Origin of the sequence: Anthropogastromicrobium aceti, from assembly GCF_020687335.1 — a bacterium.
In the GTDB taxonomy this organism is placed as follows: domain Bacteria; phylum Bacillota; class Clostridia; order Lachnospirales; family Lachnospiraceae; genus Anthropogastromicrobium; species Anthropogastromicrobium aceti.
The window spans coordinates 104,755-131,652 of sequence record NZ_JAJEQN010000004.1 but is presented as its reverse complement, the minus strand read 5'-3'; the positions used below and the strand labels follow the sequence as shown (position 1 = coordinate 131,652).

Annotated in this window: 21 protein-coding genes; 1 reads left to right on the top strand and 20 read right to left on the bottom strand. The window is 38.2% G+C overall.

Translation table 11 applies throughout. From position 1 onward, the window contains the following. Positions 1-30: 30 nt before the first annotated feature. From LKD48_RS02700 to LKD48_RS02650, 11 genes are all read right to left on the bottom strand, one after another. A complete protein-coding gene (locus LKD48_RS02700; RefSeq protein ID WP_308731104.1) occupies positions 31-543 on the bottom strand; it encodes a hypothetical protein in 513 nt (170 codons plus the stop codon). 80 nt (positions 544-623) lie between these two features. Further along, entirely contained in the window at positions 624-1,442 is an 819-nt protein-coding gene (locus LKD48_RS02695; RefSeq protein WP_308731103.1) for a hypothetical protein, read from the bottom strand. 278 nt (positions 1,443-1,720) lie between these two features. Next, entirely contained in the window at positions 1,721-3,055 is a 1,335-nt protein-coding gene (locus LKD48_RS02690) for a protein kinase domain-containing protein (RefSeq protein ID WP_308731102.1), read from the bottom strand. After that, positions 3,039-6,767, bottom strand: a complete 3,729-nt coding sequence (locus LKD48_RS02685) for a hypothetical protein (RefSeq protein ID WP_308731101.1) — start codon at positions 6,765-6,767, stop codon at positions 3,039-3,041. Before LKD48_RS02685 ends, LKD48_RS02690 begins: the two co-directional genes overlap by 17 nt. Positions 6,768-6,825: 58 nt before the next feature. Next, positions 6,826-8,742: a UvrD-helicase domain-containing protein gene (locus tag LKD48_RS02680; protein WP_308731100.1), complete on the bottom strand. Its 1,917-nt coding sequence runs from the start codon at positions 8,740-8,742 to the stop codon at positions 6,826-6,828. Positions 8,743-8,756: 14 nt separating this feature from the next. Beyond that, entirely contained in the window at positions 8,757-10,679 is a 1,923-nt protein-coding gene (locus LKD48_RS02675; RefSeq protein WP_308731099.1) for an ATP-dependent nuclease, read from the bottom strand. Positions 10,680-10,740: 61 nt separating this feature from the next. After that, positions 10,741-11,592, bottom strand: coding sequence for a hypothetical protein (locus LKD48_RS02670; protein WP_308731098.1), 852 nt, complete (start codon positions 11,590-11,592; stop codon positions 10,741-10,743). A 135-nt stretch (positions 11,593-11,727) separates the two neighbouring features. Then, positions 11,728-12,078, bottom strand: a complete 351-nt coding sequence (locus LKD48_RS02665; RefSeq protein WP_308731097.1) for a hypothetical protein — start codon at positions 12,076-12,078, stop codon at positions 11,728-11,730. A gap of 238 nt (positions 12,079-12,316) precedes the next feature. Next, complete coding sequence (locus LKD48_RS02660) at positions 12,317-12,748, bottom strand: hypothetical protein (RefSeq protein WP_308731096.1); 432 nt, start codon at positions 12,746-12,748, stop codon at positions 12,317-12,319. A gap of 206 nt (positions 12,749-12,954) precedes the next feature. Further along, positions 12,955-13,590: a class I SAM-dependent methyltransferase gene (locus LKD48_RS02655; RefSeq protein WP_308731108.1), complete on the bottom strand. Its 636-nt coding sequence runs from the start codon at positions 13,588-13,590 to the stop codon at positions 12,955-12,957. Between the two features lie 24 nt (positions 13,591-13,614). Next, positions 13,615-16,134, bottom strand: coding sequence for a DEAD/DEAH box helicase family protein (locus LKD48_RS02650; protein WP_308731095.1), 2,520 nt, complete (start codon positions 16,132-16,134; stop codon positions 13,615-13,617). A 153-nt stretch (positions 16,135-16,287) separates the two neighbouring features. Here LKD48_RS02650 and LKD48_RS02645 point away from each other — a divergent pair, with 153 nt between their 5' ends. Beyond that, a complete protein-coding gene (locus LKD48_RS02645) occupies positions 16,288-17,352 on the top strand; it encodes a restriction endonuclease (RefSeq protein ID WP_308731094.1) in 1,065 nt (354 codons plus the stop codon). A 32-nt stretch (positions 17,353-17,384) separates the two neighbouring features. Here the strand turns inward: LKD48_RS02645 and LKD48_RS02640 are convergent, their stop codons facing one another. The 9 genes from LKD48_RS02640 to alaS form a co-directional block, all read right to left on the bottom strand. Then, positions 17,385-18,290 (bottom strand): sortase, encoded by a 906-nt coding sequence (locus LKD48_RS02640; RefSeq protein WP_308731093.1) that lies wholly within the window; start codon positions 18,288-18,290, stop codon positions 17,385-17,387. A gap of 172 nt (positions 18,291-18,462) precedes the next feature. Next, complete coding sequence (gene gltA, locus LKD48_RS02635) at positions 18,463-19,848, bottom strand: NADPH-dependent glutamate synthase (RefSeq protein WP_082868731.1); 1,386 nt, start codon at positions 19,846-19,848, stop codon at positions 18,463-18,465. 56 nt (positions 19,849-19,904) lie between these two features. Continuing rightward, positions 19,905-20,783, bottom strand: coding sequence for a sulfide/dihydroorotate dehydrogenase-like FAD/NAD-binding protein (locus LKD48_RS02630; protein WP_308731092.1), 879 nt, complete (start codon positions 20,781-20,783; stop codon positions 19,905-19,907). 115 nt (positions 20,784-20,898) lie between these two features. Beyond that, positions 20,899-21,735: an alpha/beta hydrolase gene (locus LKD48_RS02625; protein ID WP_308731091.1), complete on the bottom strand. Its 837-nt coding sequence runs from the start codon at positions 21,733-21,735 to the stop codon at positions 20,899-20,901. 1 nt (position 21,736) lies between these two features. Beyond that, complete coding sequence (locus LKD48_RS02620) at positions 21,737-22,051, bottom strand: hypothetical protein (protein ID WP_308731090.1); 315 nt, start codon at positions 22,049-22,051, stop codon at positions 21,737-21,739. Positions 22,052-22,193: 142 nt separating this feature from the next. Further along, on the bottom strand, positions 22,194-22,370 hold the full coding sequence (rpsU, locus tag LKD48_RS02615; protein WP_005603101.1) for a 30S ribosomal protein S21: 177 nt from the start codon (positions 22,368-22,370) through the stop codon (positions 22,194-22,196). Positions 22,371-22,492: 122 nt separating this feature from the next. Then, positions 22,493-23,536: a PTS sugar transporter subunit IIC gene (locus LKD48_RS02610; protein ID WP_308731089.1), complete on the bottom strand. Its 1,044-nt coding sequence runs from the start codon at positions 23,534-23,536 to the stop codon at positions 22,493-22,495. Positions 23,537-23,697: 161 nt separating this feature from the next. After that, positions 23,698-24,222 (bottom strand): transcription repressor NadR, encoded by a 525-nt coding sequence (locus LKD48_RS02605; protein ID WP_308731088.1) that lies wholly within the window; start codon positions 24,220-24,222, stop codon positions 23,698-23,700. A 58-nt stretch (positions 24,223-24,280) separates the two neighbouring features. Further along, entirely contained in the window at positions 24,281-26,890 is a 2,610-nt protein-coding gene (gene alaS / locus LKD48_RS02600; protein ID WP_308731107.1) for an alanine--tRNA ligase, read from the bottom strand. Between the last annotated feature and the right edge of the window lie 8 nt (positions 26,891-26,898).

Genomic DNA, 26,898 nt, shown 5'->3' with positions numbered 1-26,898 from the left:
GTCGAAAATAAAATGAACTGTAAGCCGCTCTCAGGAGCGGCTATTTGAAGTGGGTATACCCACTATTGAGCGTTTACAAATATTCACTTCATACTCCGGCAATACCCTAAAGTAAACCAACGCTTCTTTCTCAAAATATACAGGAGTAAGAAATCCTTCAATATAATGTTCTCTATCTTCACACAGGCCAGGAATATTAAAGTAATCCCTATAGTCATACAAATAATTCTGTTCTTTGCAATAATCAAATTGTTGTTTACTTCCTAACGGTTTAAATACACCCTGAAATTCATTTGCTTCAACTACAATTTTATATGCTCCATCAATCATTTGTTTTGAATATCTAGGTAAATATTCCCTTCCGCAATTTTTACAACGCAATAATAGCATAGATGAAAATTGTAGTTTTCTATCCTTAATGTAACACGCTACTTCAGAATCAACAAGTTCACAATCTTCACCACACTCAATACATTGAGGAGATCTAACAGTAATATATTCATTATAAAAATCATCATATGAATCAAATATATATTTCTTCATTTTTATCCTCTCAAAAATTTATTCTATGCATCAAAATCATTTTATAATATCATCCAGACCATTCTAATTCCATAACATTTCTAATTTAATTGAATAAGCAACCGAATTATATTTCCCGTCTGATATAAAATATATTCCAATACATTCACATGTGTTTTATCATGATGCTTTGCATAATTATTGTTAAAGGTTTGATACAGTTTTAATATTTTTTCTAAATTATTAGCAATGTCTTTAGGTACCCCTTTTTCTTCCAAGAATTTTCCATATATTGAAATCATATTTTCAAAAGACTTTTCACAGTTAAAAAACTCTTGAAAAAAAGATTCAAGTGCTTTTCTAAGTAAATCTGCAACTTCGCTAGCATTATCCTCAGTTACTTTTGAATACTCTTTTAAAGCCTTTAAAAACGCTTTACGTGAAGTAGGATAAGCATTTAACCACAAAAGTGGTTCTGATACTAATTTTCTGTCTAATTCTTCTGCACCTTTTGGAACTACAAGTGTCTCTCCGCCATCTTTTATTACCTCATAAGGAATATGGGATTCATCTAAGCACTTAAATAAAATTTTTTTAAGTAAAATTTTCGTCGAAGATCCCATTTCATCATTGTTCAAACATTTAATCATTGACATATAATACGAAAAAAATTCTTCAATAGATTGCGAATTATTGTCTAAAACAATCTGTATTGCATCCCAATAGCCATCTTCTGCAAGATCACGTCGCTGACGCTGTCCTGTTAAGAAGCAAAATGATATATACTCTTGTTCTGAAAACACATTTTTCATTATGTTCATATCCGCCAAATAATCAAATATACGGTTAAAAAATAGTCGCTGTAGCTCTATATTATCAATTCCTATTCCTAATTCTCGTCTATAATCAATAAAATTCATTTTTCTTTCATAATAATAACTAATTTTTTAATTATTATACTTTCCTCCCATATTCTTCTGTCTGTCATATGAATCTAACAGACTTTTACCTCCCAAGTGCAAGTATATGATAATTATCGTTTCTCAAAAGTAACAATAATTATAACTGTACCTCAATTTTGTTACTCCTCAATACACTTTCTTGCAACGTTGGAAATGTCAACTGACACGTTTTCACCTATCAGTCAACATTGCACTTTTTAATTTTACACCAGTTTCATCAACTTTTCCACATATTTTTATTCCAAACTAACCATCTGTATTAAATAAATCGCATTTAATCGAACGCGTTTTTCAGAGCTTTGCAAAGCTTCAATAATTTGTGTGTAGACTGGCACCTGCCTATTATCAAACATATATATATTTGAATCAAGTGTACATGACATATCTTTCTTCAAACGAATATTGCTAAATGCTAATTCAATAATCTTCTTCCGTCCATTGTAATATGGATTTGATATTGCTATTTCAAAAAGATTACCTTGAATGCATCTTACTTTTCTCAATGGAAAAAAACCATATTCTTTTCCATTCTCAACAAGCACTAGTCCTACTGCCCCTACCATACTATTAAGTATTCTTAAAATAGAAGTTGAATCTCTATATACACACTCATCTGAAGGTATCGTTATTCTAGCATAATTTATTTGTTCCATATATTTCCATTTTGCCAAAGCTTTCTCCGAAATATCTCCGTTTACAATTTGCAATTGATTTCTTACATATTCAACGCAAGTATCAATATCAGCTCTCTCCCAATACTGATACTTTGTTGCCTCCTCCATCAAACAGTGTAATGGTTCAGCCGTCTCAATTTTCAATTTATTTTTATCAATATATACTTCACTACGATTTCTTAAATACTCCGCAAAAAAACCACTGTTATTACAATACAATATCATCCAGAGAGTCTTAGCATATAAATACACATCAGATTTTCGATAATCCACATCATTAATATCTCCTGCTGACTGAAGTTCAGGTGGGCGAATTGCCTTCGGTCCTAAGCAGTCCTTTGCTTCTGTAATATGCTCATCCTGATCATTTATATTCCACACTAACCCAAAATCTGACAAATACAATCTTTTCTTGAACATCAAGAGATTTTTAGGTTTTATATCTCTATGCGCATATCCAATCGCATGTAACTGCATTATAGATTCTCCTAATTGAAGCATATGTTCTAATCTTTGTTTGATAGAATAATTTTTAGCCTCATATGGTTTTGCTATTGGCATAAGGTACCACAATTTTTTTTGACTATCCTCACTGTAAATAGACGCATCATAAATTGGAAGGATACCTTCAACACTATTTTGCAATGTAACTACCTGTCGAATTTCCTTCTCAAATCGTTTTTTTCTTTTTTCAACTTCTTTTACGTTTTTCTGGCTAACAGTTAAAAATTTTATTGCATACCCTTTTTCTTTCGGCAGTGTATCTCCCCCATCAATTATTTCAACAGCAAAGACTTCCCCATTACCACCATTACCAATTTTTTCTTTTACATAATATTTGCCATATTTTCCCGTCACCTCTAAACCTATTTTAGAATCATTACCATCCCAAGCCATCTTCAGCATCCTTCCTAGCATTTTCAGCTTCAAGCAAATATTCCTCATATAAATTATAAAAAATTCTTGCTGTTTTAGGGTAATCTGGAGTTAAATATTCCGCATTATTTTTGAACTCCAATGCCATTTTTAATTCCTCTTTTCCAGCCGATGGGCTAAATCCTCCTCTCCGATTAAATACAGCAACTTGATAGCTATTTATCATCCTATCATCGCCGTACTTTTCAATCATTTTCCTAACAGCCGCACAAGGTTCATATCCATCTTCATCTATAGGCGAAAAAGCAAAAAGCCTTCCCAATGTTGTTTCAAACAGATTTTGTTGATCATTACGAATCAATGTTTCTCTATATTTTTCAACCCATTGTTCCAATTCTTCTTCTAACACTTTACCATTTTTTTCTGCTGGACAAAAATGTAATTGATTATATAAAGAATACATATTATGAAAATAATCTTGATCAATCTTTTTCTGTTTATCCTGACCATGTTCCCGCTTAAACACTATAGATACTAATTCTGCCATAAGCTCTGGTGACTGCTTAACAAGTTTATGATAACATCTCATGTCCTTCCAATCTAATAGATTCATAAAAAAGATTTCAAGGCGAACAATCCTTATACACTTTTCAGAATCATCTATATACGCTTCCTGTAAAACCTTTATTAATTGTTGAACATGATAACTCATCATTGTATCTGCTTGTTCATGTGGCATATGTTCCACATCTTTAAAGTACTCAAAAATAGTACTTGCTGATAATGGCTTATAATAATGAATATAATGCATCTGCTCTACAAATGTATTCAAAGTAGCATATTTTTTTGCCTCCTTTAACGCCCATAAATAATTACACTCTTTGCAATATATCATCGACTTCCAAAATTCTTTTTTTATTGTATCAGAAGCATTTGTAACCAATGGTATTGCCGTTGTTACCCTTGCCTCAACTTTATAAACTCTAGCTACTACATTATCTAAGCACTTCATATTTATCATTTTCGCTATAATATCCGAATACGGCAATTCATCTACTTTTTTCATATTATTCAAATAGTTAATTGCTATATCTACAAATTTTTCGACTTGAATCAACTCTTTAAATATATCAAAGTTCCATTCCCCATTATTCCAATATCTTGCCAAATAATATCCTAAGTCTCTATATTCATCTTGAGAACATGCATTAGCCAAAACAACAAGACTATATCTTTGATTTTGAAATTCTTCTATTTTTTCTCGAATTAGAGCTTCCTTAGCTTTCTCATTATTTTCTCTCTCGTCATCTTTATTAGCCGGAATAGGATGCAAAAGTGGCGTCTCACCATTTGTTGCAAATAAATATGCATATTCATATTCTGGAGTTGCAATATGTATCCGATTTAACACTTCTTCATATTTACTAACCTTCTCTTCTGGCATTGCCCATGACGCAAATTCATAATACCTATGCCTATATATCGAAGATCGAATTGTATTCTTAATCGTTGTCACTTCCTCGTCAGACATTTGTTGAATTTCAAATAACAATTTTTCAAACATCGTATTAACTAATTTCACTGAAATTTGTTCTGACAACTTAAGCATTTTTTTCCAACGCTCCACTGAGAACTCCATATGCTGAAGAATAAGATTAAAATACCCTATTTTTGTTTCTTGCATGTTTGCAACAGTTGTTGATCTTGATATTTCATGCTCTCTATATTTCGGCAAAGAATCCCCTCCAAAATAACTCGTTTTATTAGTATCAATTGCATTATAAATATAATTCCATGCCTTTTCTGGATCAATTTCAAACATTTTTTCTGCTGCCTTAATTTTCTCATTTGATGTTTCTAAAACAGAAAGATTTATCCATGTACATAATACCTTTGAAAATATTTCTTCAAGTGCATTGGACTTATATTCAAACCCAAGCGAATCTAGTTTCAAAAGCCATTTAAATGCAGTCCAAAAAAAATCTTTTTGAACAAGAAACTGCTCAACCCCATATAATATTTGTATATACGCATTCTCTCCAAAAAAGAAATCACTTGTTTGATTTTGAAATAATTTTAACAACCCAGTATCGTTAGTGAATTCGTAATCCATTCTTTCCAATACTGCCATTGGCGAAATTTCACAAAATTCCCTCCAGAATTTAGAAATATAAATCCATTGTTTTTCTGTTTTCACACATTGCAAAACAGTCTCAACTAGTTCATTTAAAGTCCTTTGCGTTTCTTTGTCACTTTTATAAGTTCCCTTAATCAATAATGTCTGTAACATTCCTTTTCTTATCGTTCCAGACCAGAATAACTTTTCTCCTTTAAGCTGTGCAAGCAATCTTTCTTGACCATTACAAGAAAACAAACTTTCTGATTCATTAATTACTTCTAAAAACGCATTAATAAATAATTGCCAAATAGGTTCACTTATTAGTACATCAAGATAATTCCATATATTCTCTACACTCGCTAAATAATAAGATATTGAACCATTTCTTCTTATTACATATAAAAAAGGATCTTCTCCCTTTGTATATGGAAGAATTTCTTCTAAAAATTTATTATACGAGCCTCCATATAAAGATTCAATAACTAACTTATCCCCTTCTACTTCTTCCCAACTTCCAATAAGTAAACATGTTTTTTTCGCCTTTTCACTAATACCATTAATCCACTCAGGTGTTTTTAAGTACTCCCCCTTAAATAATTGCTTCTTCATCTGTATATATAATCCATGCGTATCTGCTAATAAAGCACATATTTGTTCATATTCCATTCCTGCATCCTGTAAACATTTTAATAATGTATTACGAGTTCTTGGGCGCAATTCTAAAACATTCCCGTTAAAGACTGGTGTATTTTCATCTATCACAAAAATGTTAGTATTGTTCTCAATTGCCACTATTTCATCTGCATAAAACCATGGAATATAAATATTTCCGCTATTTTTAACAAGGCTAAGTTTTTTCCAAGATTCCATATCTTTAACAATATATATAGGGCGTTTATCATCCAGCCTCCATAATTCATTAAGGACACAATATATTGTCTCTTCTCTACTGCGGCCTCTTATAAATACTAGTTCATCATATCTTAAATCTTCAAATTCATCTTGAAAATGTTCATCATCCACTAAAAAAAATTCTATTCCGATAGATGGATTCTGAGTACTTCTTCTTAGATCAATATCCATTTGACCTGACGATAATATTGCCATTTGCTCATGATTATAAACGGCAAAATCTTTCGACATTTTCTCAATTCTATTTTTCAGTTCTAAAAGATTTTGATCCTGTTCCTCTTTCCATTCTTTCAAGAAATAATGCTCGTATTTATCTGGAGCAACTATTCTCAACTGCTCAAGTACCGTGTAAATGATTTTTACTGTATAAGATTCTGCTATTTCATAGGGTATTTCATACTTCTTCATCAATTGACTGAGAGATGTAGACAACCTATTTTTTAAATCATATCCATCTTCTGTTTTCAACTCCTTTGCAATCTTAGACAAATTTTCTTTCGATAATACACACGTCAATTCTTCAAAAAAAGTGTCTTTTCCCTTTTCGGTTTTAATAAAAAAATCGCCTGTATCAACAAATAATTTTTCCCATGCACGAGAATCTTTATAGTTCTTTACCACATTTTCTCCAGCTGAAACCAATACACTCTCTGCTTCAGACATTCCAAGCCCGGAAATAGCACCTAATAACTGTTCTATCATTTTGTTTTTACCCCTTGTTCTCCTGATTTTATATTTGCAAACTTTCCGTCATTACGCTTCATGTTCTCAAATCAATAATCTCCCAATCACCAACAAACACCTTTTCACCTTTTTCATAAGTCTCTCCTTTCATCGCCACACACAATAGTTTTTTAGGTCTACTCATTCCAACGTAAGCAAGCTTACGACTATAATCATATAAATTAGACGCTTTAACTTTTCCTATTCCATAATAAGGAAGAATTCTACTTAAATCTGATGCTCCATTCTGCTCTGTTTCCAGATATAGAGTTGCATCATGTGTTTCACCTTTTACACCATGAACTGTATCAAATTTTATTCTACGCCCTCTGAGTGGATCAATAAATACATTTTTCTCAATTTTTTTGTCTTGATCTACAATAACGTCACCATCTAAAAAATAATTTGGCAATTTTTTAAAAACATCATCACTTTCAAGACCGTTCATTTTGAAAAGTTCATTTATCCTTTGCCTCATTAAACAATCTATTGTTTTCCTATCAATAGGTCGTACTTTTGACAATTCACTAATCCATTGGCGATATTCATCTTTATATTCACTGTCAAGAAACTTTTTTATCGTGACTACAGAAAACTCCTTACCAGATTCTGAATTAGTAATTTCAGTATAATGAAATATTCGGCACAAAAGTTTCCGAACAATTCCCTCTGCTTTGTACAACTTTCCTTCCAATAAGTTTACAATTATCCCATCTAGTAGTATCCAATAATTATACTCTTCTTGTTTCTTTGCTGAAGCATCAAATTCTGACCAATAATCTCCAACTTTTAATCCGGCTAACGATTCCTTTTTGACAGCACCAATTACTTTATAGATACCATTTTCATCAAAGAGCTCTTTTTTCTCTAATACACTAATATACCCTCCAATTACTTTGCCAATGCTCTCTGTATCAAAAACAAGTAATACTGGCTTAATTCCAGTCTTTCCTACAGATGTTATAATATTAGTTTTATCTTTCTTTAAATTACAAATTACATCTGCGATCTCTTGGCTATATCTATTAGATGTCATAATAGGTAAGAATCCAACTTGTGGAATCCAATCTGGCGTTCTATCTTGTGAAGAATTATAAATAGCCTGATCCGAATCTCCTATTTTCATTACTGTACACCTAGTTGAATTAAATATTGCGTCCATGGCTTGTCGCTGGATCTCATCACAATCTTGATATTCATCAATAAAAATATATTTAAATCTCGCCGAAAAAAGGTCTGTATATGTTTCCGATAAATCATCTACAGCAGCTTTAGCATATGCGTAAGCATCTTTATATCGTATTATCCCCTCTTTTTTTAAAAGATTATCAAGAATTTCTTTATACCGCTTGGTTGATTCCTTATCTGAACCAGCTAATGCTCTTTTTTGCTTTTCCATATAAAGAGCACCATCATTTCCTATATATAATCTCTGTACATACTCAATCTTTGTTTTAAATTGTGTACTAGTTTTTAATTTGGTTTCTATCATAAAATTGAGACTATTATACTTCCTATGCTTCTGCATCTGGTTTACCACATATTGCGCATAAGTAAAATCATCAACTGCTTGTACACGCTGTCCGGCAATATTTCTTAAATATGGCATTGTTACAAACTTGTCAATAAATGACTGAATTGTTCCAATATAATTTGGGTACCTAAGAAGTTTATCTGCATAGCTTGAAAGTCGTTTCTTAATCTCGTCTACTGCAACATTTGTATGCGACAGTACACAAATTCCTGCACCATTTGCAAACGGCATTCTATCAGCTAACAGTTTCAGCTTTGCAAGAAGAACTGTTGTTTTTCCGCTACCTGGACAAGCCGCCACATCAGTCGAATGCCAGCAACGTAAAACATTTTTCGCATCCTCGGAAAAATGTGCGCCCTCTGGCAAAAGGAGTTTCTCTGTTAATTTAATCTCCTGATCTGTAATTTCCCATTCTTTCATAGAATTCCTCCCATTTACACAGTTTCTCCTGCCGCATACTTGATAGCCTTTACTATATAGCCTAAAAATTGATCCTGCTCAAGCTCTGCTTTCAATTTATCCTTCTGTTGGTTATTGATTTTCAATCCATACAGGTCAAGATCAAACATCTTTTCTTGTTTAAATTCATCCGGTATTTCTGATATTTTCCAGCGTAACACAGACGCCAGACACTGAGCAACAATAGCTTTTAAGCTACTTTTACCATTTTCATCAAGCATCAAGCTATAAATTTCATATGCCCTTTTCCACAAAGGCATATCACTCCATTTTTCCATTTCCTTGGCTGCCTCATTATCTGCTTCCACAATCTTTTCATTTGTCAATGATATATATTCTTTTGCGTTAAAGATCTTCTTTCCATAATGAACCGATTTATGAAAATCTTCTGAAAGACAACTCATAGCAATACAATATTCTAATGTCCACCGCGGTGATGTAAATCCACGAACTGAACCTTCTGTATAATTTTTATTTTTTTCTTTTTCCTGTTTTATTGATTCATCTTTTTTCTCATCCAGCTTCTTTTCCTTCGTTTCCTGATCAACATCATATGGTCTCACATCACAATCTGTAATTACAGAAACTGGAATTCCAATACTACTTTCGTCTTTTCTTTGCATAATTCCGCTATACCGTAAAAAAGCTGTACTGCCTACATTTACTATAGATATTCCATATTTTTCTAAAGGATAGCCAAGAATATCAGCGATTACTGGAACTAAGATATTTTCCGCATCACCTTCCACCATTATAATTCCCTTAGCAAAGAACAAATTTGCTTTTGTTGAGTCAAGAAAACGTTGCAGGAACAGATAATCCCCCTTTTGTAATCCAGTTTTGCCTTCGGCCAAATCATATCCAAATCCATCTTTCATTAAAATCAGATTTTTAAGATTAATCTTAGATGCAAGAATTGGACTGTGTGTTGATATAATAATCTGAACATCGTTCTCATTATACTCATTCTGTAAATAGCTAATTAACCGAAGTTGGGCCTGCGGGTGAAGATGCGCTTCTAATTCCTCGATTAAAGCTAATTTCATACCTCCATCAGAATCTTCTTTAAGAAGCAGCAATTCTGCTGCAATAAATAATAAATTCAATTCTCCCAGTCCCGGGTTAAGCTCCGGAGCATTTAATGATAAAGATTCAAGTATAGCTTTAAGCTGAATGTCTGATGTTCTTAATTCTGCATCACTAGCTTGTCCATTATCATTAAAAGATTTCAGGTTATTTCGAATGGTTTGAAGAATATATTTTCCTTCTTCGTCACTCAAAAAGTAGGTTTCTATCTTATTGTTTGCCTCTTGAAAGATTTCTAAAATTTCGTGTTCCTTCTTATCTTTAAAAATTGGATGATTAAGAAGAATCTGCGAAATTCTTGATCCACGTCCAGAACTCATTTCACGCTCTGCATCTCGAAGAGGTTTTAGATATACAGCCTTTAATAAATCTCTTGCTTTTCCATCAATTGAAATACTATCATTTATATCACCCACACGCAATTCTTGAAATATTTTATGCCCTTCTTTCCATGCTCGATAATGAAGTTCAAGCATATATTCAATCTTATCACCGTCTTTTTTAAAGGTTAGATATTCGATAAAATTTTTTGCCTCGTTTTGAGTGAATTCTGTAATCTCACAATCAATCTTAAACTCAGAACAAGCATCACCATCAACAGGTTTATAAAAGTCCTCTTCCACCGGTCTAATATACTCATTACTCTGTGTTAATAAAACTAATTTAAGGGCGTCAATCACTGCTGTCTTTCCAGAATCATTCTCTCCAATCAAAGCATTTAATCCTTTATGGAAGGTAATTTTTAATCCTGGAGCACCTTCAACAGATCGAAATCGGCGAAAATTGTAAATTTTTAATTCAGATACTATCATAGTTTTATCCTCACTTCCATTGTTTACTTATAAGTTATTTTATCCTCACATTTCATCTTTGCTACTGCTCCTTTTCCGAATCTGGAACAGTTAAATTCAATTTATCCATTAAATTCTTAATGGTAGACTCATCAAAAGTATATTCCAATGCGGCTAAATCTTTAGCTACCTCCACTATATCTCCATTTTCATTTTCCGTATACATTGGATAATAGTCTCGATAATAATGATCATATGCACATAACCCATACGGTGAATTCCAAACAATCATACATCTTTCTGCGCTACTCGGAAGTCCATCATTTCCGCTCAATGCTTGATCTACAATATCTTTCGCACTACCATATGCTATGTTATAACATAAATTACCATTTATATCATAACACTGATAAATCGTTTTTCCTTCATCTGGAACAAGATAGTATAAGTCTTTAACACCTTGTCCATAATCGTATGACACATATAAATAATCAGCCTCGTCAATAATCTTTTTAATTTGAAGCTGCTGTTCTTCCTGCATCTGTTGCTTCTGCATAATCAACTGTGGAAGCTGCTGTTGTCCCCATGTTCGATTAACTATATCAGATGGTAACCAACAATAACTTTTAATATATGTACCACCGATTATATATTTTTCCGTTCCATTTGAATTCCACCACTGCAAATATGCATCCACATCATAGTCCAGCAGTTTATTTTGAACTTCCACAAATACTTCACTGTTAAAAATGTATTGGCATCCAGTCATTGTGCCATTAAGCAAATCAATCGCATTCACATTATTAATGCCTAGACGCTTGTAATTTCCAACTATATCTACATCATCTCCAATTGATGATCCACTTACACCATACTCATTTATTTTTGTTAACGATGTACCATCATATAAAAATAACTCTGTTGATATATTCATACCATCCGCAACATATCCCACGTAGCTCCATAGGTCACAGCCAATCATTCTCTGATTTTGTTCTGTCAAATATGAATAGCACCGCAAAATTCCTTTTTCTGGAAAAACTGCTATCCCATCTGTGACAAGTTCTGATTATAGCACAACAGACCCATATTGAATTTCATACATTTGCAGATCAAGGCTATCGCATTCCCCGTTTAACCCAACAACTAACAATTCCATCTGTCCGTCTTTGTCAAAATCTCTGATTTGATATCCCCAAGTAGTCCGTGGAATATTTGACGTAGATTGCGTTATTCCTTGCTCATTACGAATAAGCCATATATCATATGGTCCCTCTTCCGGATATTGCAATCCCCACGCAAACTTATACAGTTGATTTACATTATCCAGATAATCTGCTTCACTAATACTTTGTTCTCCCCATGCAGAATGACTACCCATTATCAAAATTCCGAATGCCATAATCCATGTCTTTTTCATATTAGCTGCACTCTCCCTTCTGCTGCCTAATTTATGTTATTACCATTTTTTCAATTTTGCAACTCACCATATTAACTATTTACTAAATTCTCAAAACGTCTATCTCATACTAAGAATTATATCATAACTACAAATAAAGTCAATTTATTTTACTACTTCTTTCATTATAAAAACTGGTATAGAATAGATTCCATAAGCAATCCATTCCATACCAGTTTTTGTTCTATCTATTCAAAAATTACATTTTCTGTAAAGTATACTTACTACCACTCCTTGAGGAATGGGAATCAGCGATTGTATATCCATAATTATGCAAATTGCTACAGATATATCTACTTATCTCATCACTTAATTTCATATCCTCTAAATTATACTTTTGATTAAACCATTCTACTACCTCATCTACAGGACATCTCATGTTCATCTGCTTTTGCATAAACTCAATAAATTCCTTTGATATTTTCTCAATATACTCATGTAAAGCGACCTCTCCATTACTGTTTAAAACATACAAATCAGGATTATCTTCTGAAAAACATGTATACCCAGCCTCAATAAATTTCTTGGCCTCTGGACTTTCCTCAATTTCAGATTTCCAATAACCATGTGGATCTTTACAAAACCCTAATATTAATTCGACTGCTTCTTTCATTGTAAAATTATCATTCACTTATTTTACTTCCTCCCTCTGGATAAAAAATCTAAAAACATAGATTTATGCAACATCTATATTACAACGCTAGTTTTGCATTAAACTTCTAGTTAGATTTTATCACTACATTTGAAACAAGTCTATATTCATATGTAAATAAGATAAATATTACATTATACTTTTGATTTATATTAACCGAATCATAAGTAACTCTATAATTTTATTCATTCAACTATTTTCTTTTTCCTCCCCACCACATTCAACCATTTCTCTTCCCCTCTGCCTTCTCTGACATCTCCTGTCACAAAGCACTCTACCGTCTCTAACCTACTTCCCTTCATCTCTTCCTCTGCCTCTTCCAGTACCTTCTTCCATCCATCTTCCCTCAGATCTGTAAAGTACCGACCTCCTGCCTCTCTCTCTTCTTCTCCATACTTAAAAGAAGCATACAGCACACCGCCATCTACTAGCGCAGCTATCAATCTCGCAATTACCTTCGGCAATAGTTCATGCGGCACATGTAAAAGCGATGCACATGCCCAAATCCCATCATACACTTCTTTTTCGTCTATCTCTTCAAATCGCCTGCACTGTACCTCTTGACCCAAGTATGCACTTGCCTGTCTGCACATTTCTTCGGAGCCATCCAGCGCAACTACTCTATATCCACTTTCCATAAAAAATTTGCTATCGCGTCCACTGCCACAGCCTGCATCTAAAATCAGAGTTCCTGGCTTCAAATACTGCAGGAAACGTCCTCTCATTTCACTCATATCTGCATTTCGCGTTCCTTCACAAAATGCAGAGGCATTCTCATCGTAATAAGAAAGTGTCCTTTTCTCTTTCTCTCTGCTTTCCATTTCCAATTTCAGCTTTCTCCCTTCTCATGCCTTGTCGCGATACCGCTTCCAGTAGTACTCTAACACGCGATACTGCACAATATCCTTGACCTCATCCGCAAACTTCATGCCGCCTTCCTGCAGCACAGCCTGCATCTCGTCCTTTAGCGCAATTAGATAACCTTTTTTATCTACAAAGAAGCCTTTTCCTGATTGCTTTAGGAAATTGACCGGATTTTTGGTGATATTCTGTAAATGATCCTTATCTGTCATATTTTCAAAATCAGCCTTAGTTTTACACTTATTTACATCCTTCCAGTTTTTGCCTGTCTGATAAAACTTCTTCCATGACCGCAACACATCACTTTCCGTCACAGCCATTTTCAAACTATCCACACTACCACCATCTGCTTCGCAAAAAGCACTCAGTACTGGCATCTTGTAAGACTTCTGCATACTTGTCTGCTCTATTAACTCCAGAAAATCTTCAGCGTCTGTTCCAATCCATGCGCACTTTTCTTTCTCCAAATCACCTAGCGCACTTCTAAACATAACATAATGGCGAAATGGATTTTCCTTTGCCTCTTTCAGACAATACTGATAAACAGCTTCATCCATATGTGTAAATAATTCTACTCTCGTTGGCACATGCTGCAGCAGTTCCTTCACACGGTAATATTCATGAACAACTGCATCATGACCTTTTCGCTTTCCTTCCTCCATCTTTCTAAACAGATCAATCAACTTCAAATCAAAATCCACAATGCAATCCTGAGGATATGGAAGTGTCAATGCCACATCAGCTGTTGACGCATGAAAATTGGCTGTTTCTCCGCTTAATAAATATAGTGCCAAATTTGCCTGTCTATAATTTCCTGCAAAATCAAGTACAGTCAGATACTCTTTTCCCGGCGCTTTTCTTAAGCCACGCCCTAATTGCTGCAAAAAGATGATTGGTGACTCTGTAGGACGCAAAAACATTACAAGATCTACTACTGGAATATCAACACCTTCGTTAAACATGTCTACACAAAACAGAGCTTGAATCTCTCCGCTTTCCAACTTCTTGACGGCTTCTATTCTGTCAAGCCAATATGTTTTTTCATCACCCTCATTTTCTGTATTATCTTCACGGCTATACACTGCCCCCGCAGCAACACCGCTTTCTGAGAAAAATCTTGCCATATACAATGCATGCTGTCTTGAACAACAAAAACCTAATGCATGCTTGGGATGATATTTACGAAAGTACCCCAAAATCAGCTGATCTCTTTTCGTATTTTCCAGATAAGCGGCTGTTAGCTCACTTTCCTCATAATGACCTCTTACAAAATGTAATGCACTATAATCAACTGTGTCATCCATAATTCCATAATAATGAAATGGAACTAGCACACCTCTGTTCACTGCTTCTTTAAGCGTTATTTCATAAGGCACTTCAAAATCATACAGCTCATACACACTTCTGCCGTCCATCCGCTCTGGTGTTGCTGTCAATCCAAGCAGATAGGCTGGATGAAAGAAATCTAAAATCTTTTGATACTGATCTGCCGTGCTGTGGTGACATTCATCCATTACGATATATTCAAATGAATCCGTTGAAAATTTTTCCTTTAATACTTCTTCTTTTCCAAGTGAAGCAACTGATGCAAACAATAAATCAACATCCGCATCCTTTTTATCTCCTGTAAAAAAGCCATATGAATCATCTGGCCTTACATTATGAAATGCCTCTGCTGCCTGTCGTAAAATTTCCTCTCGATGCGCAACAAATAAAACACGCTTATATGGCAGGGAATCAAAGGCGGCAAGGTATGTTTTTCCAATACCTGTCGCTGCATGAACAATTCCTTTTTCAGCGCCTTCCTTTCTGCTTTTCTCCAATTCGTACAGTGCTTCTATCTGCACACCTCTAGGCTGATACTCCTGTTTTAATCCACTCTGTTTTTCTTCTTCACCCTGCTTTTCATATCTAGCAAGATCCTTAGCCACAGCAGGACGCACCCAGCTTTTTGCATATTTTTTTAGCACAGTGTCCGTAATCTCAACAGATTTATTATAAAACAAATCCTCGAAGCTTGCATAAAACTGATCAAATGCCTGTTTATCAACTACACTGCTAAGACAATAGTTCCACTCTATGCCGCTTGTTAACGCACTTCTTGAAATATTTGACGAACCAATAAACACGCGGCTTTCTTTATCTGCGTGAAAGAAATATGCCTTTGGGTGAAATGAACGGTGACTGTCTGCATAAAAGCGAAGATCTATCTGATCACCAAGCTCGCTTCTTAGCAAATATAAGGCTGAGGGCTGCGTGATTCCAAGATAATTTCCTGTCAGAATGCGGATTGGAACACCTCTTTTTTGTGCCTGCTTTAATTGGGGAAGAAGCATTTTTACACCTGATTCCATCAAAAAAGATACTATTAAGTCTATTCGTTTTGCATGTGCCATGCTAATTTCCAGCTGCCAGAACAAATATTTTTCTTTTTTCTCGCCTGTGACTACGGCAAGCGAAGCGATATCTTCCATTACTTCTAACTCATTCACATCTATATTCATCTTTTTATCTGCCTTTCCCCGAGTTTTCGTCTTTTTTTACCAACAATTTTATCATGTTTATGGTGGATCTTCAAGTTTTTCCACCTTGCTTTTTCCTCCCCTAAATGTTACACTATTCATTACTACCCCAAACTAATGAGAAAGGATTCTCCTATGACCCTTATTACCACCCTTGAGGGCTTTGTACTAAGCATTCCTGCTTTTTTCTCAAATGCCCTTCAAGCTTTCACTACTTTTATACAAAAAACGACTGGTATCTCGCCGGCCGATCTGCACCATATCTTACGCTGGACTGGTATATTTTTGCTTGCGTTTTTTCTTTTTTTGATTTTAAAGCGTCTTTATCATCTATGGCTTCCTGGTCATTTTGCACGCCGTTATGGTATTAGCCGTCTGCCGAAGCATACTATTATTAAGCGTCGTTTTCGTCTGCCGCTTACGCGAAATTCTTATGTTCTTCGCTTTCCGTCCTGGCGCTATGCCAATCAGGATAAGACACGTGATCAGAGGCGTAAGGGCAATAAAATCAATTGGAAAAACAGCTGTCTTATGATTGACTCTTATAAGATTTTCATGAAAAACCCTATGCAGATGGTTCGTCTTGTTCGTCATTTGCGTGAGGAGGGCTATGAGATTTTGCCTTGTGCTATTGAGATTGAAAAGAAAAGGCTGCTGCGTAAGAGTGATGACACTTACAGAAGCGGCTCTTCCCGCGAGCTTCACAGACGCTTTCAGGAGGATCCGTTTGCATTTGAGGAATATTGTGCCGCTCTTTTTCGCGCAATGGGCAAACGGGCACATACAACGCCTCGCACTAATGACGGCGGCTATGATGTTATTGTAAGCGATGATAATGGTCTAAATGGCATTGTTGAATGTAAGTGCTATGCACCTGACTCTAAGGTTGGACGTCCGCTGCTTCAAAAGCTTGTAGGTGCCTGCATGGCTTATCCGATTCGCCTTGATTATCTTATTTTTGTAACGACTAGTGATTTTTCTGAGGAGGCACGGACATTTGCTCAGGATTTTCAAAAGCGTGAAAAGATAAGCTTTTCACTTATCAATGGTCAGACCTTATCTGATCTTTCTGAGAAATATTTATCTGAGTCTTCTTCTAGGAAAAAGATGAAGCGCCCTATTGATGACTGGAAGCAGTGGCAATTGACTACGGCTGACCTAAAAGAATATGTTCCGCCTGATCTTTATGATCGCCTATAAATAAACAGCCCGGCTTTTGACCGGACTGTTTTTTATTTGTTTGCTCCTGATTGCTGTCTTATTTTTGCATATTCTAGCAGCGGCATCTGTTCTTCTAATGTACCTTCTACGATAAGATCAAGGTAACGATAATTTTTTACGCCGTCGTCTCGGCCGCATGTAATGATATAGCATTTATCGCTTCCTATACTAAAGTTGTCTACGTAGTTTCTTGTGGCTTCGTCTCTTGATACGGCAAATACGTTTGTTACACGGTATGTATAGCGTCCTGATTCTGCCGTTAGATAAAAGGCATCGCCAACTTCTACATCCTTTAGGCGGTTAAATGACAGATCTTGTGCCGTATGGTTATGACCATAGATGCACATATGAGTCTCGCCTAGTGTATAATCTGGTCGTGCTGCTGTTACCATCCAGATATCCAGGTCGTAGTTTATCTCTTCCCATGTTCCTGTGTAGACACCTCTTCTTATGCCTGCTGTCGGAACTTCAAGCACACACTGGATCGTGCCTTTTGCATAATCTGGCGTATAGACAATGCCGTCTCTCATATAATAATTGGCATCCTCATAGTCAAGGTCTGAAAAATCGTATGTTGGTGCTGATTCAGCCTCTCCGGCACTTTCACTGCTTTTTTCTATATCGTCCCAGCCTTTTGCATTTTCCTGCTGCTTACGCCTTGCCATGCGCTCTGCCTTTTCCTTTGCTTCTTCCTGAACCTTTTTTTCGTATGCTTCTGGATCTGTAAGCTTTAAAATCAGATCATCTATATACGTATCGGCAAGATCGCGTTCCTCTGCCTGGCGCTCGTAGGCATCACGATTTTTAAAGAACATCAGATACACACCTGCTGCAATCAAACCAATTGATGCTGTGAATAAAAGTGCAAACAGAAATTTCATGCCTGCCGCCATTTTTTTCTTTCTTTTTTTCTTCACAAAGTCTGCTCCTTTCCCTGATTTTCTTTTTTTCAGCTTATCATCTTTTTTTGTTCTGCACAACCCTTTTTCCTGATTCTTATGCTGCCGTCAAAAATCGTAAGAAATTCGTCAGATTAAAAAAGAGACAGACATATTTCATGCCTGCCTCTCTTATATTAAATAGTTGTTATTACTTATTAGAAAGATACTCGTGAATACCCTTTGCACCAGCTTTTCCAGCTTCCATTGCAAGGATTACGGTAGCTGCACCTGTTACGGCATCTCCACCTGCGAATACACCATTCTTGGAAGTCTGGCCGTTTGTTTCTTCTGCTACGATACACTTCCACTTATTTATCTCAAGTCCCTCAGTTGTGGAGGAGATCAGTGGGTTCGGTGAAGTACCAAGTGCCATGATAACGGTATCTACGTCAAGTGTGAACTCTGAATCCGGGATTACAACAGGACGACGTCTTCCAGATGCATCTGGCTCACCTAATTCCATACGAACACACTTCATGCCCTTTACCCAACCCTTCTCGTCCTCAAGGATCTCAGTCGGGTTTGTCAGAAGATGGAAAATGATTCCCTCTTCTTTTGCATGATGTACTTCCTCTACTCTTGCAGGAAGCTCTGCCTCACTACGGCGATATACGATATATGTGGTTGCACCAAGACGAAGTGCTGTTCTTGCTGCGTCCATTGCAACGTTTCCACCGCCGACAACTGCTACCTTTGTTCCTCTAAAGATCGGGGTATCATAGTCATCGCGGAATGCCTTCATTAAGTTGTTTCTTGTTAAGAACTCATTTGCAGAGAATACACCAACTGCGTTCTCACCTGGAATACCCATAAACTTTGGAAGACCTGCTCCAGAACCGATAAATACAGCCTCAAAGCCTTCCTCCTCCATCAGCTGGTCAATGGTAACAGACTTTCCGATAACAACGTTGCACTCGATCTTAACGCCAAGCTTGCGGACATTATCGATCTCTTTCTGTACAACCTCATCCTTCGGAAGACGAAACTCCGGAATACCATATGTTAATACACCGCCTGGCTCATGAAGTGCCTCGAAGATAGTAACTTCGTAGCCAAGCTTTGCTAAATCACCTGCACATGTAAGACCTGCCGGGCCGGAACCGATGATGGCAACCTTCTTGCCGTTTGTAGTCTCTGGCTTCTTCGGAACATAGCCATGCTCTCTGGAGTAATCAGCAACGAAACGCTCCAGCTTTCCGATGGAAATAGGATCACCCTTGATACCACGAATACACTTGCCTTCGCACTGTGTCTCCTGCGGACATACACGTCCACAGATTGCCGGAAGTGCAGATGATTCTGCAATGATATCAGCAGCTTCTGTGATCTTTCCTTCCTTTACCGCTTTTACAAATGCTGGAATATTGATAGATACTGGACATCCCTGAATACACTTTGCATTCTTACAATTAATGCAGCGTGATGCCTCTTCCATTGCCTCTTCCATGTTATATCCAAGACAGACTTCGTCAAAATTAGTAGCTCTTACCTTTGGATCCTGCTCTCTGACTGGAACTCTGTTTAAAACGCTCATATTCAACCTCATTTCTGCGTATTTTGCGTATTTTTACTTTTCTATATCTTGTTTTATCAGCCTTCGCAGTGTCCGCAGCCGCCGTGATGGGTCTCGCCCTCAAGCTCCTTTAACATTGCTCTGCCTTCTGCTGTCTTATAGGTCTGCTGACGCATCATTGCCTCGTCCCAGTTTACCAGATGACCATCAAACTCTGGTCCATCTACGCAGGCAAACTTGATTTCTCCGCCTACAGATACACGACATCCGCCGCACATACCTGTTCCGTCTACCATGATCGGGTTTAAGCTGACGATTGTTGGAATACCAAGCTCCTTTGTCAGCTTGCATACGAATTTCATCATGATCATCGGTCCGATTGCAACACATACATCATACTGCTTACCCTGATCGTGCAGTTCCTGGATTACCTGAGTAACCATTCCCTTACGCTCATAGCTGCCGTCATCTGTTGTGATATAAACGTTTCCAACAGCTTTCATCTCTTCTTCAAGAAGGATTAAGGACTGTGTCTTTGCACCGACAATTACATCTGCCTGAATGCCATGCTCATGCAGCCACTTTACCTGTGGGTAAACAGGTGCTGCACCAACACCACCGGCAACGAATAAGAACTTCTTGTTCTTTAAAGCTTCTGGATCTTCCTTTGTGAACTCAGATGCCACACCAAGCGGTCCTACAAAATCTGTAAAGCTGTCTCCTGCGACAAGCTTTGACATTTTCTCGGTTGATGCACCTACGATCTGGAACACGATGGTGATAGTTCCATTTTCTCTGTCATAATCGCAGATTGTAAGCGGAATACGCTCACCTTCCTTGTCTACCTTTGCAATAATGAACTGTCCCGGAAGGCAGTTTGCTGCCACTCTCGGTGCCACAACATCCATCAGATAGATCTTATCTGCCAGCTTTTTTGCCTTTGTGATCTGATACATAATAACCTCCATTTGTTGATATATTCACTGCACTAAAGTGTATTCTACTATAATCAGAGCAAAACTTCAATACCATTACTTGGAAATCGTCAAAAAAATCACAAAGAGGGATGCATCAATACTCTCTTCCCAGATCTTTTATCCACGTGATTGACAGACCCATCCAGGACTGTACTTTTGGAAGCTCGCCGTCTTTGTCACATTTTGTTTCTTCGTTTGCGAGGGAGAGGCCATGCCAGCCGTGCGCATACATATGAAATTCTACTGGTACTTTTGCTTTTCTAAGGGCTGCTGTGTAGAGGAAGGAGTTTTCTACTGGTACTGCCTGGTCTTCGTTTGTGTGCCAGATGAAGGTTGGCGGATTTTGTGTGCCTGCCTGTTTTTCCAGTGAGGTGAGCTTAAGATATTTTTCCTGATCAAGTCCTCTGCACAGCTCGTTGAAGGAGCCTCTGTGGGCGAACTCGCCTGATGTGATGACTGGATAGCAAAGGATATTTCCATTTGGGCGAATGTCTTCTGCCAAAAGACCTAGTGGTTCGTAGACAAAGCTTTGATTCCAGAAGCATCCTAAGCTGGCTGCCAGGTGGCCTCCTGCTGAGAAGCCTGCGACTAAAATCTTTTCTGGATCTATATTCCACTCTGTGGCATGACTTCTTACTATGCTTACTGATTTTGCTAACTCTAACAGTGCACATGGGAATACTGCCGGTGCACAATTATAATATAAAACAAATGCCTGCATTCCGGCTGCTAAGTACTGCATTGCTATGGACTCTGACTCTCTTGATGAGGTATAACGATAACCGCCGCCTGGACAGATAACAACTGCCGGACGCGGTACTGGCATGTTCTGAGGCTGCTGCAAATAACATACAAGCTGTGCTGCTGATTCTGGCTTTTCTGCGCCTGCCTTTTCATATGGGATCTCTAAATTCAGCTTTATCAGTTCCATCTTATTTTGTCTCCTTATTCTCTTCGTCAATATCAATGCGTCGTCCTGCCGGAACTAGAAAACGACTCTCAAAAATACCTGCTGCATTTGCGCGCAGCTTATATGGCTCTTGTCTTTGCACATGAATTATAAACTCTGCATGTGGATCTAATGCTGTCAATGTCAGCTTTAATGCTGCATCCTCCTGTGAGGAATTGCAGTAATCAGCGTGAATTAGTCCATCTGACTGCTTTTTTACCGCGTAGTAACGTCCTTTTTCAAGGATATCTCCCGGTTCGCCCTGCATCATATTCAGGACAATTGATTTTTCCTTCATAAATCGATTCCATCTCTTTCCACTATATTTAACTATTAACCCCTGGAAATTTTGGTAATGCAAAAGAGGGATCACCTGACGGCAACCCCTCTTACTTACCATACACGTAAACATCATTGTCATCGACAACTATCAGTGACAATTAGTTGTACTTACGCTTTCTAGCCGCTTCAGACTTCTTCTTACGTCTTACGCTTGGCTTCTCATAATGCTCTCTCTTACGGATTTCCTGCTGGATACCTGCCTTAGCGCAGTTTCTCTTGAATCTGCGTAATGCACTGTCCAGGCTCTCGTTCTCTTTAACGATTACATTAGACATAGACTCTCACTCAACCTCCCTCCAGTTGTGTATTGTGCAAATACAACTGTTTGGGTATTTTTAGCACATGTTTTATTATAACAGATTTTTTTCTTTTGTCAATCAGATTTTTTCTTTTTTTATCAAACTTTTAATGCCATATCGCCTTCTCTGATCCAGCCTTTTTTGCGCATGAACTCGGATACGCCAAGTGTCAGAAGCGCCGGAAGGATGAAGTGCATAATGGCAATCTGAAGAAGTGCCATCCATGTTGACATGCCTGCCTCGGTCATTGCACCGAATGCTGCAATCTGTCCGACAAAACCGGCTGATCCCATGCCTGAACCAACTGGTGTACTTACCATATGAAGTACAGCAGATGCAACTGGTCCTAAAATGGCACTTGATACAATAGCCGGAATCCATATGATTGGACGGCGCACGATATTTGGAATCTGAAGCATAGAAGTTCCAACACCCTGTGCAATCAGACCTCCTACCTTGTTCTCGCGGTAGCTGGCAACTGCAAATCCAACCATCTGACAGCAGCATCCGATAGTTGCTGCACCTGCTGCAAGTCCGGTAAGACCCATGGAAATTCCAATTGCAGCGGAGCTAATCGGAAGTGTTAAAATCATACCCATTAAGACAGAAACGACGATTCCACCAAATATTGGAGACTGCTCTACGTTTACATTAACAAGTCCGCCAAGCCACTTCATAAAGTCAGTGATGTACGGTCCTACAAATAAACCAATCGCAGCACCTGCGCAGATAGAAATAAGCGGTGTTACAAGAATATCAACCTTTGTCTTTCCTGCAACAAGATGGCCAACCTCAATTGCTACGTAAGCAGCTACGAATGCGCCAAGCGGCTCGCCAGGTGCGCCAAGTGTGATTGCCTCTGGTGCAGCCGGGAATGCTCCGATCATACCAGCAACAGCAGCTGATACAGTTACAAGCGGTCCCTCTTTGAATTTACAGGCTACGCCAACACCGATGCCGGCACCTGTAAGTGTCTTTGCTACATTGCTGATAGCCTTTAAATAGCTGCCAACCGGTCCACCAATCAGTGTTCCGATCTGTGCAATGATAGTTCCGATAATCAGAGTGGAAAATAAGCCCAGTGCCATTCCGCTCAGTCCATCAATAAAAATGCGGTTTAATATTTTCTTTGTTTTCTCCATGCAAACAACCTTGCCTTTCCCCTCCCGTTTTCCACGGGTGTATTTTATCTGACTGACGAAACAGTGAAGTGTAAACAAATGTCTTGTCCACTGTCTTGTCAGTTGACTTGTCAAACAGGTGCAAGTGTATCACATTCTGACAAAGAAATCAAGTGTCTTTTTTAAATTGTTTCCTGTAAGTAACCTAGAAGCCGCAGTTTTTGCTCGATACGGTCAAAAATTTCCTCACGGTCTGCTTCTACAGTATGATAATGCTTTCCGTTTGTGAGGATGCTTAACGGGCGTGCCGTGCTTTTTGAGATTTTGTCAAGAAAATCCTGAACGTCACATCTGTTTTCAAGAATCAAATCTACTGTTATCTGTCCGTAGATCTCATGCTCGACTACAACGTCCCTTAAGCGTCCGCCATTGTCTACAATGGCAAATAGTTCTTCTGCCATCTGCTCATCCGTATGGCATACAAAAAAGGTACGGCGTACTACTTTTTTCTCGTCTGCCCTGTCGTATAGATATCCCTTATTCGTCGAGAGAATATTTCGGTTTGATGCGCGAAGCAGTGCAATGTCCTGCACGATCACCTGACGGCTTACCTTCATCTGTTTGGCAAGCTCTGTTCCTGAAATCGGCTTTTTTGTCTGCGTCAAAAGCTGAATAATATATTCTCTTCTCTCTTCTCCTTCTGTCATAATCTCTCCTTTATAAAAGGGGACTGCCAAATAGCAGCCCCCTTATTTTTTTACAGCATTATTTGTTTAACTGATCCTTAAGAACCTCTGCTGCTTTTTTAAGTGCAGCCTGGATTCCGTCTGGATTCTTTCCGCCGGCCTGAGCCATATTTGGACGGCCGCCGCCGCCACCGCCTACAAGTGCAGCAATTCCCTTGATAAGATTTCCTGCATGTGCGCCGGCCTTTATAGCCTCGTCTGTTGCAGTTGCCATAAGGTTTACCTTGCCGTCTGCTGCAGATGCGATTACTACAACACCGTTTCCAAGCTTCTCCTTGAACTGATCGCCTAAGTTGCGAAGCTCATTCATTCCAGTATCCTTAAGTGCTACAGCCAGAAGCTTAACACCATTAATCTCTACTACCTGATCCATTACGTTGCCGACAGCATCTTTTGCCATCTGGTTTTTTAATTTCTCATTCTCAGACTGAAGTGCCTTGATCTCGCCCTGCATAGTCTCGATACGCTCTGTCAGCTTGTCCGGAGTAGTCTTTGCTGCTGCGCTTGCCTCTGCAAGATCAGCTGAAAGCTTCTCGTAGTAATGAATAAGGCCCTCAGATGTAAGTGCCTCAATACGGCGAACACCTGCTGCAATACCAGACTCAGAAATGATCTTGAAGCAATTTATTGCTGCGGTATTTGATACATGTGTACCACCGCAAAGCTCTAATGAAAAGTCTCCCATGCAAACGACACGTACTGTAGAACCATACTTCTCACCAAACAGTGCCATTGCGCCCATCTTCTTTGCCTCATCGATTGTTGTTTCCTTTGTAACAACTGGAAGTGCTGCTGCGATCTGATCATTTACGATCTCCTCTACCTTTGCAAGCTCTTCCTTTGTCATTGCCTGGAAATGAGTGAAGTCAAAACGCAGACGATCCTTTGATACATAGGAACCTGCCTGCTCAACATGGCTTCCAAGTACCATACGCAGTGCCTTCTGAAGAACATGTGTTGCGCTGTGGTTCTTGCTTGTCAGCTGACGGTTCTTCTCATCTACCTTTAATGTAACAGTTTCGCCCTGTGTAAGCATACCCTTTGTCATGGTTCCTACATGGCCGATCTTGCCGCCCTGAAGGTGAATTGTATCCTTTACAGTGAAGCTTCCGCTCTCTGTCTCGATAACACCGATATCACCCTGCTGACCACCCATGGTGCCATAGAATGGTGTCTCCTCGGTAATGATTGTTCCGTTCTGACCATCTGTAAGTGCCTCTACGATCTCATCCTCTGTTGTTAAAACAAGGATCTTTGAGTCGCTTACAAGCTTGTCATATCCAATGAACTTACTTGTAACAGACGGATCGATGGACTGGTATACAGTTACATCTGCGCCCATGTAGTTTGTTGTCTTACGAGCCTTTCTTGCAGCCTGTCTCTGTGCTTCCATGTTCTCCTTGAAGCCTTCTTCATCTACATCAAAGCCCTTCTCCTCAAGGATCTCCTTTGTAAGATCAAGCGGGAAGCCGTAGGTATCATACAGCTTGAATGCATCAGCACCGTCAAGTGTAGTCTTTCCTTCTTCCTTCATTGCTGCCTCAAGATCCTCTAAGATTGTCAGACCCTGATCAATTGTCTTGTTGAATTTATTTTCTTCCTCAGAGATTACCTTTAAGATCATCTCTTTCTTTTCTTCTAACTCCGGATAACCATCCTTAGATGTTGCGATTACGACCTTAGCTAACTCGCTTAAGAACAGGCCATCAATTCCAAGGATTCTTCCATGACGTGCAGCACGACGAAGCAGACGGCGAAGAACGTAGCCTCTGCCCTCGTTAGACGGCATGATACCATCGGAGATCATAAATGTTACGGAACGGATGTGATCGGTGATGATACGAATGGAAACATCCTTCTTTTCATCCTCATGATAAACAGCATGTGCAACCTCACCAACATGGTCGGTCAGTGCGCGAAGTGTATCTACATCAAAAATAGAATCTACGTCCTGAACAGCAACTGCCAGTCTCTCAAGACCCATACCTGTATCAATGTTTTTCTGAATCAGATCTGTGTAATGACCATGTCCATCGTTATTAAACTGTGAGAATACGTTGTTCCATACTTCCATGTAACGGTCACAGTCACAGCCTACAGTACAGCCCGGCTTACCGCAGCCATACTTCTCGCCTCTGTCGTAGTAGATCTCAGAACATGGACCGCAAGGACCTGAACCGTGCTCCCAGAAGTTGTCTTCCTTTCCAAAACGGAAGATTCTCTCAGCCGGAATGCCCTGCTGCTTATTCCAGAGCTCAAATGCCTCATCATCATCCTCATATACGGACGGATACAGACGGTCTGGATCAAGACCAACAACCTGAGTTAAAAACTCCCAGCTCCATGCAATAGCTTCCTTCTTGAAGTAATCGCCAAAAGAGAAGTTTCCAAGCATCTCAAAGAAAGTACCGTGACGTGCAGTCTTTCCAATGTTTTCGATATCACCTGTTCTGATACACTTCTGACAGGTGGTCACTCTGCGTCTCGGCGGGATTTCCTGTCCGGTAAAATATGGCTTTAACGGTGCCATACCGGAGTTAATAATTAAAAGGCTGTTGTCGTTGTGCGGCACCAGTGAAAAACTCTTCATCTTCAGATGTCCTTTGCTCTCCATAAAATCAAGGAACATCCGGCGTA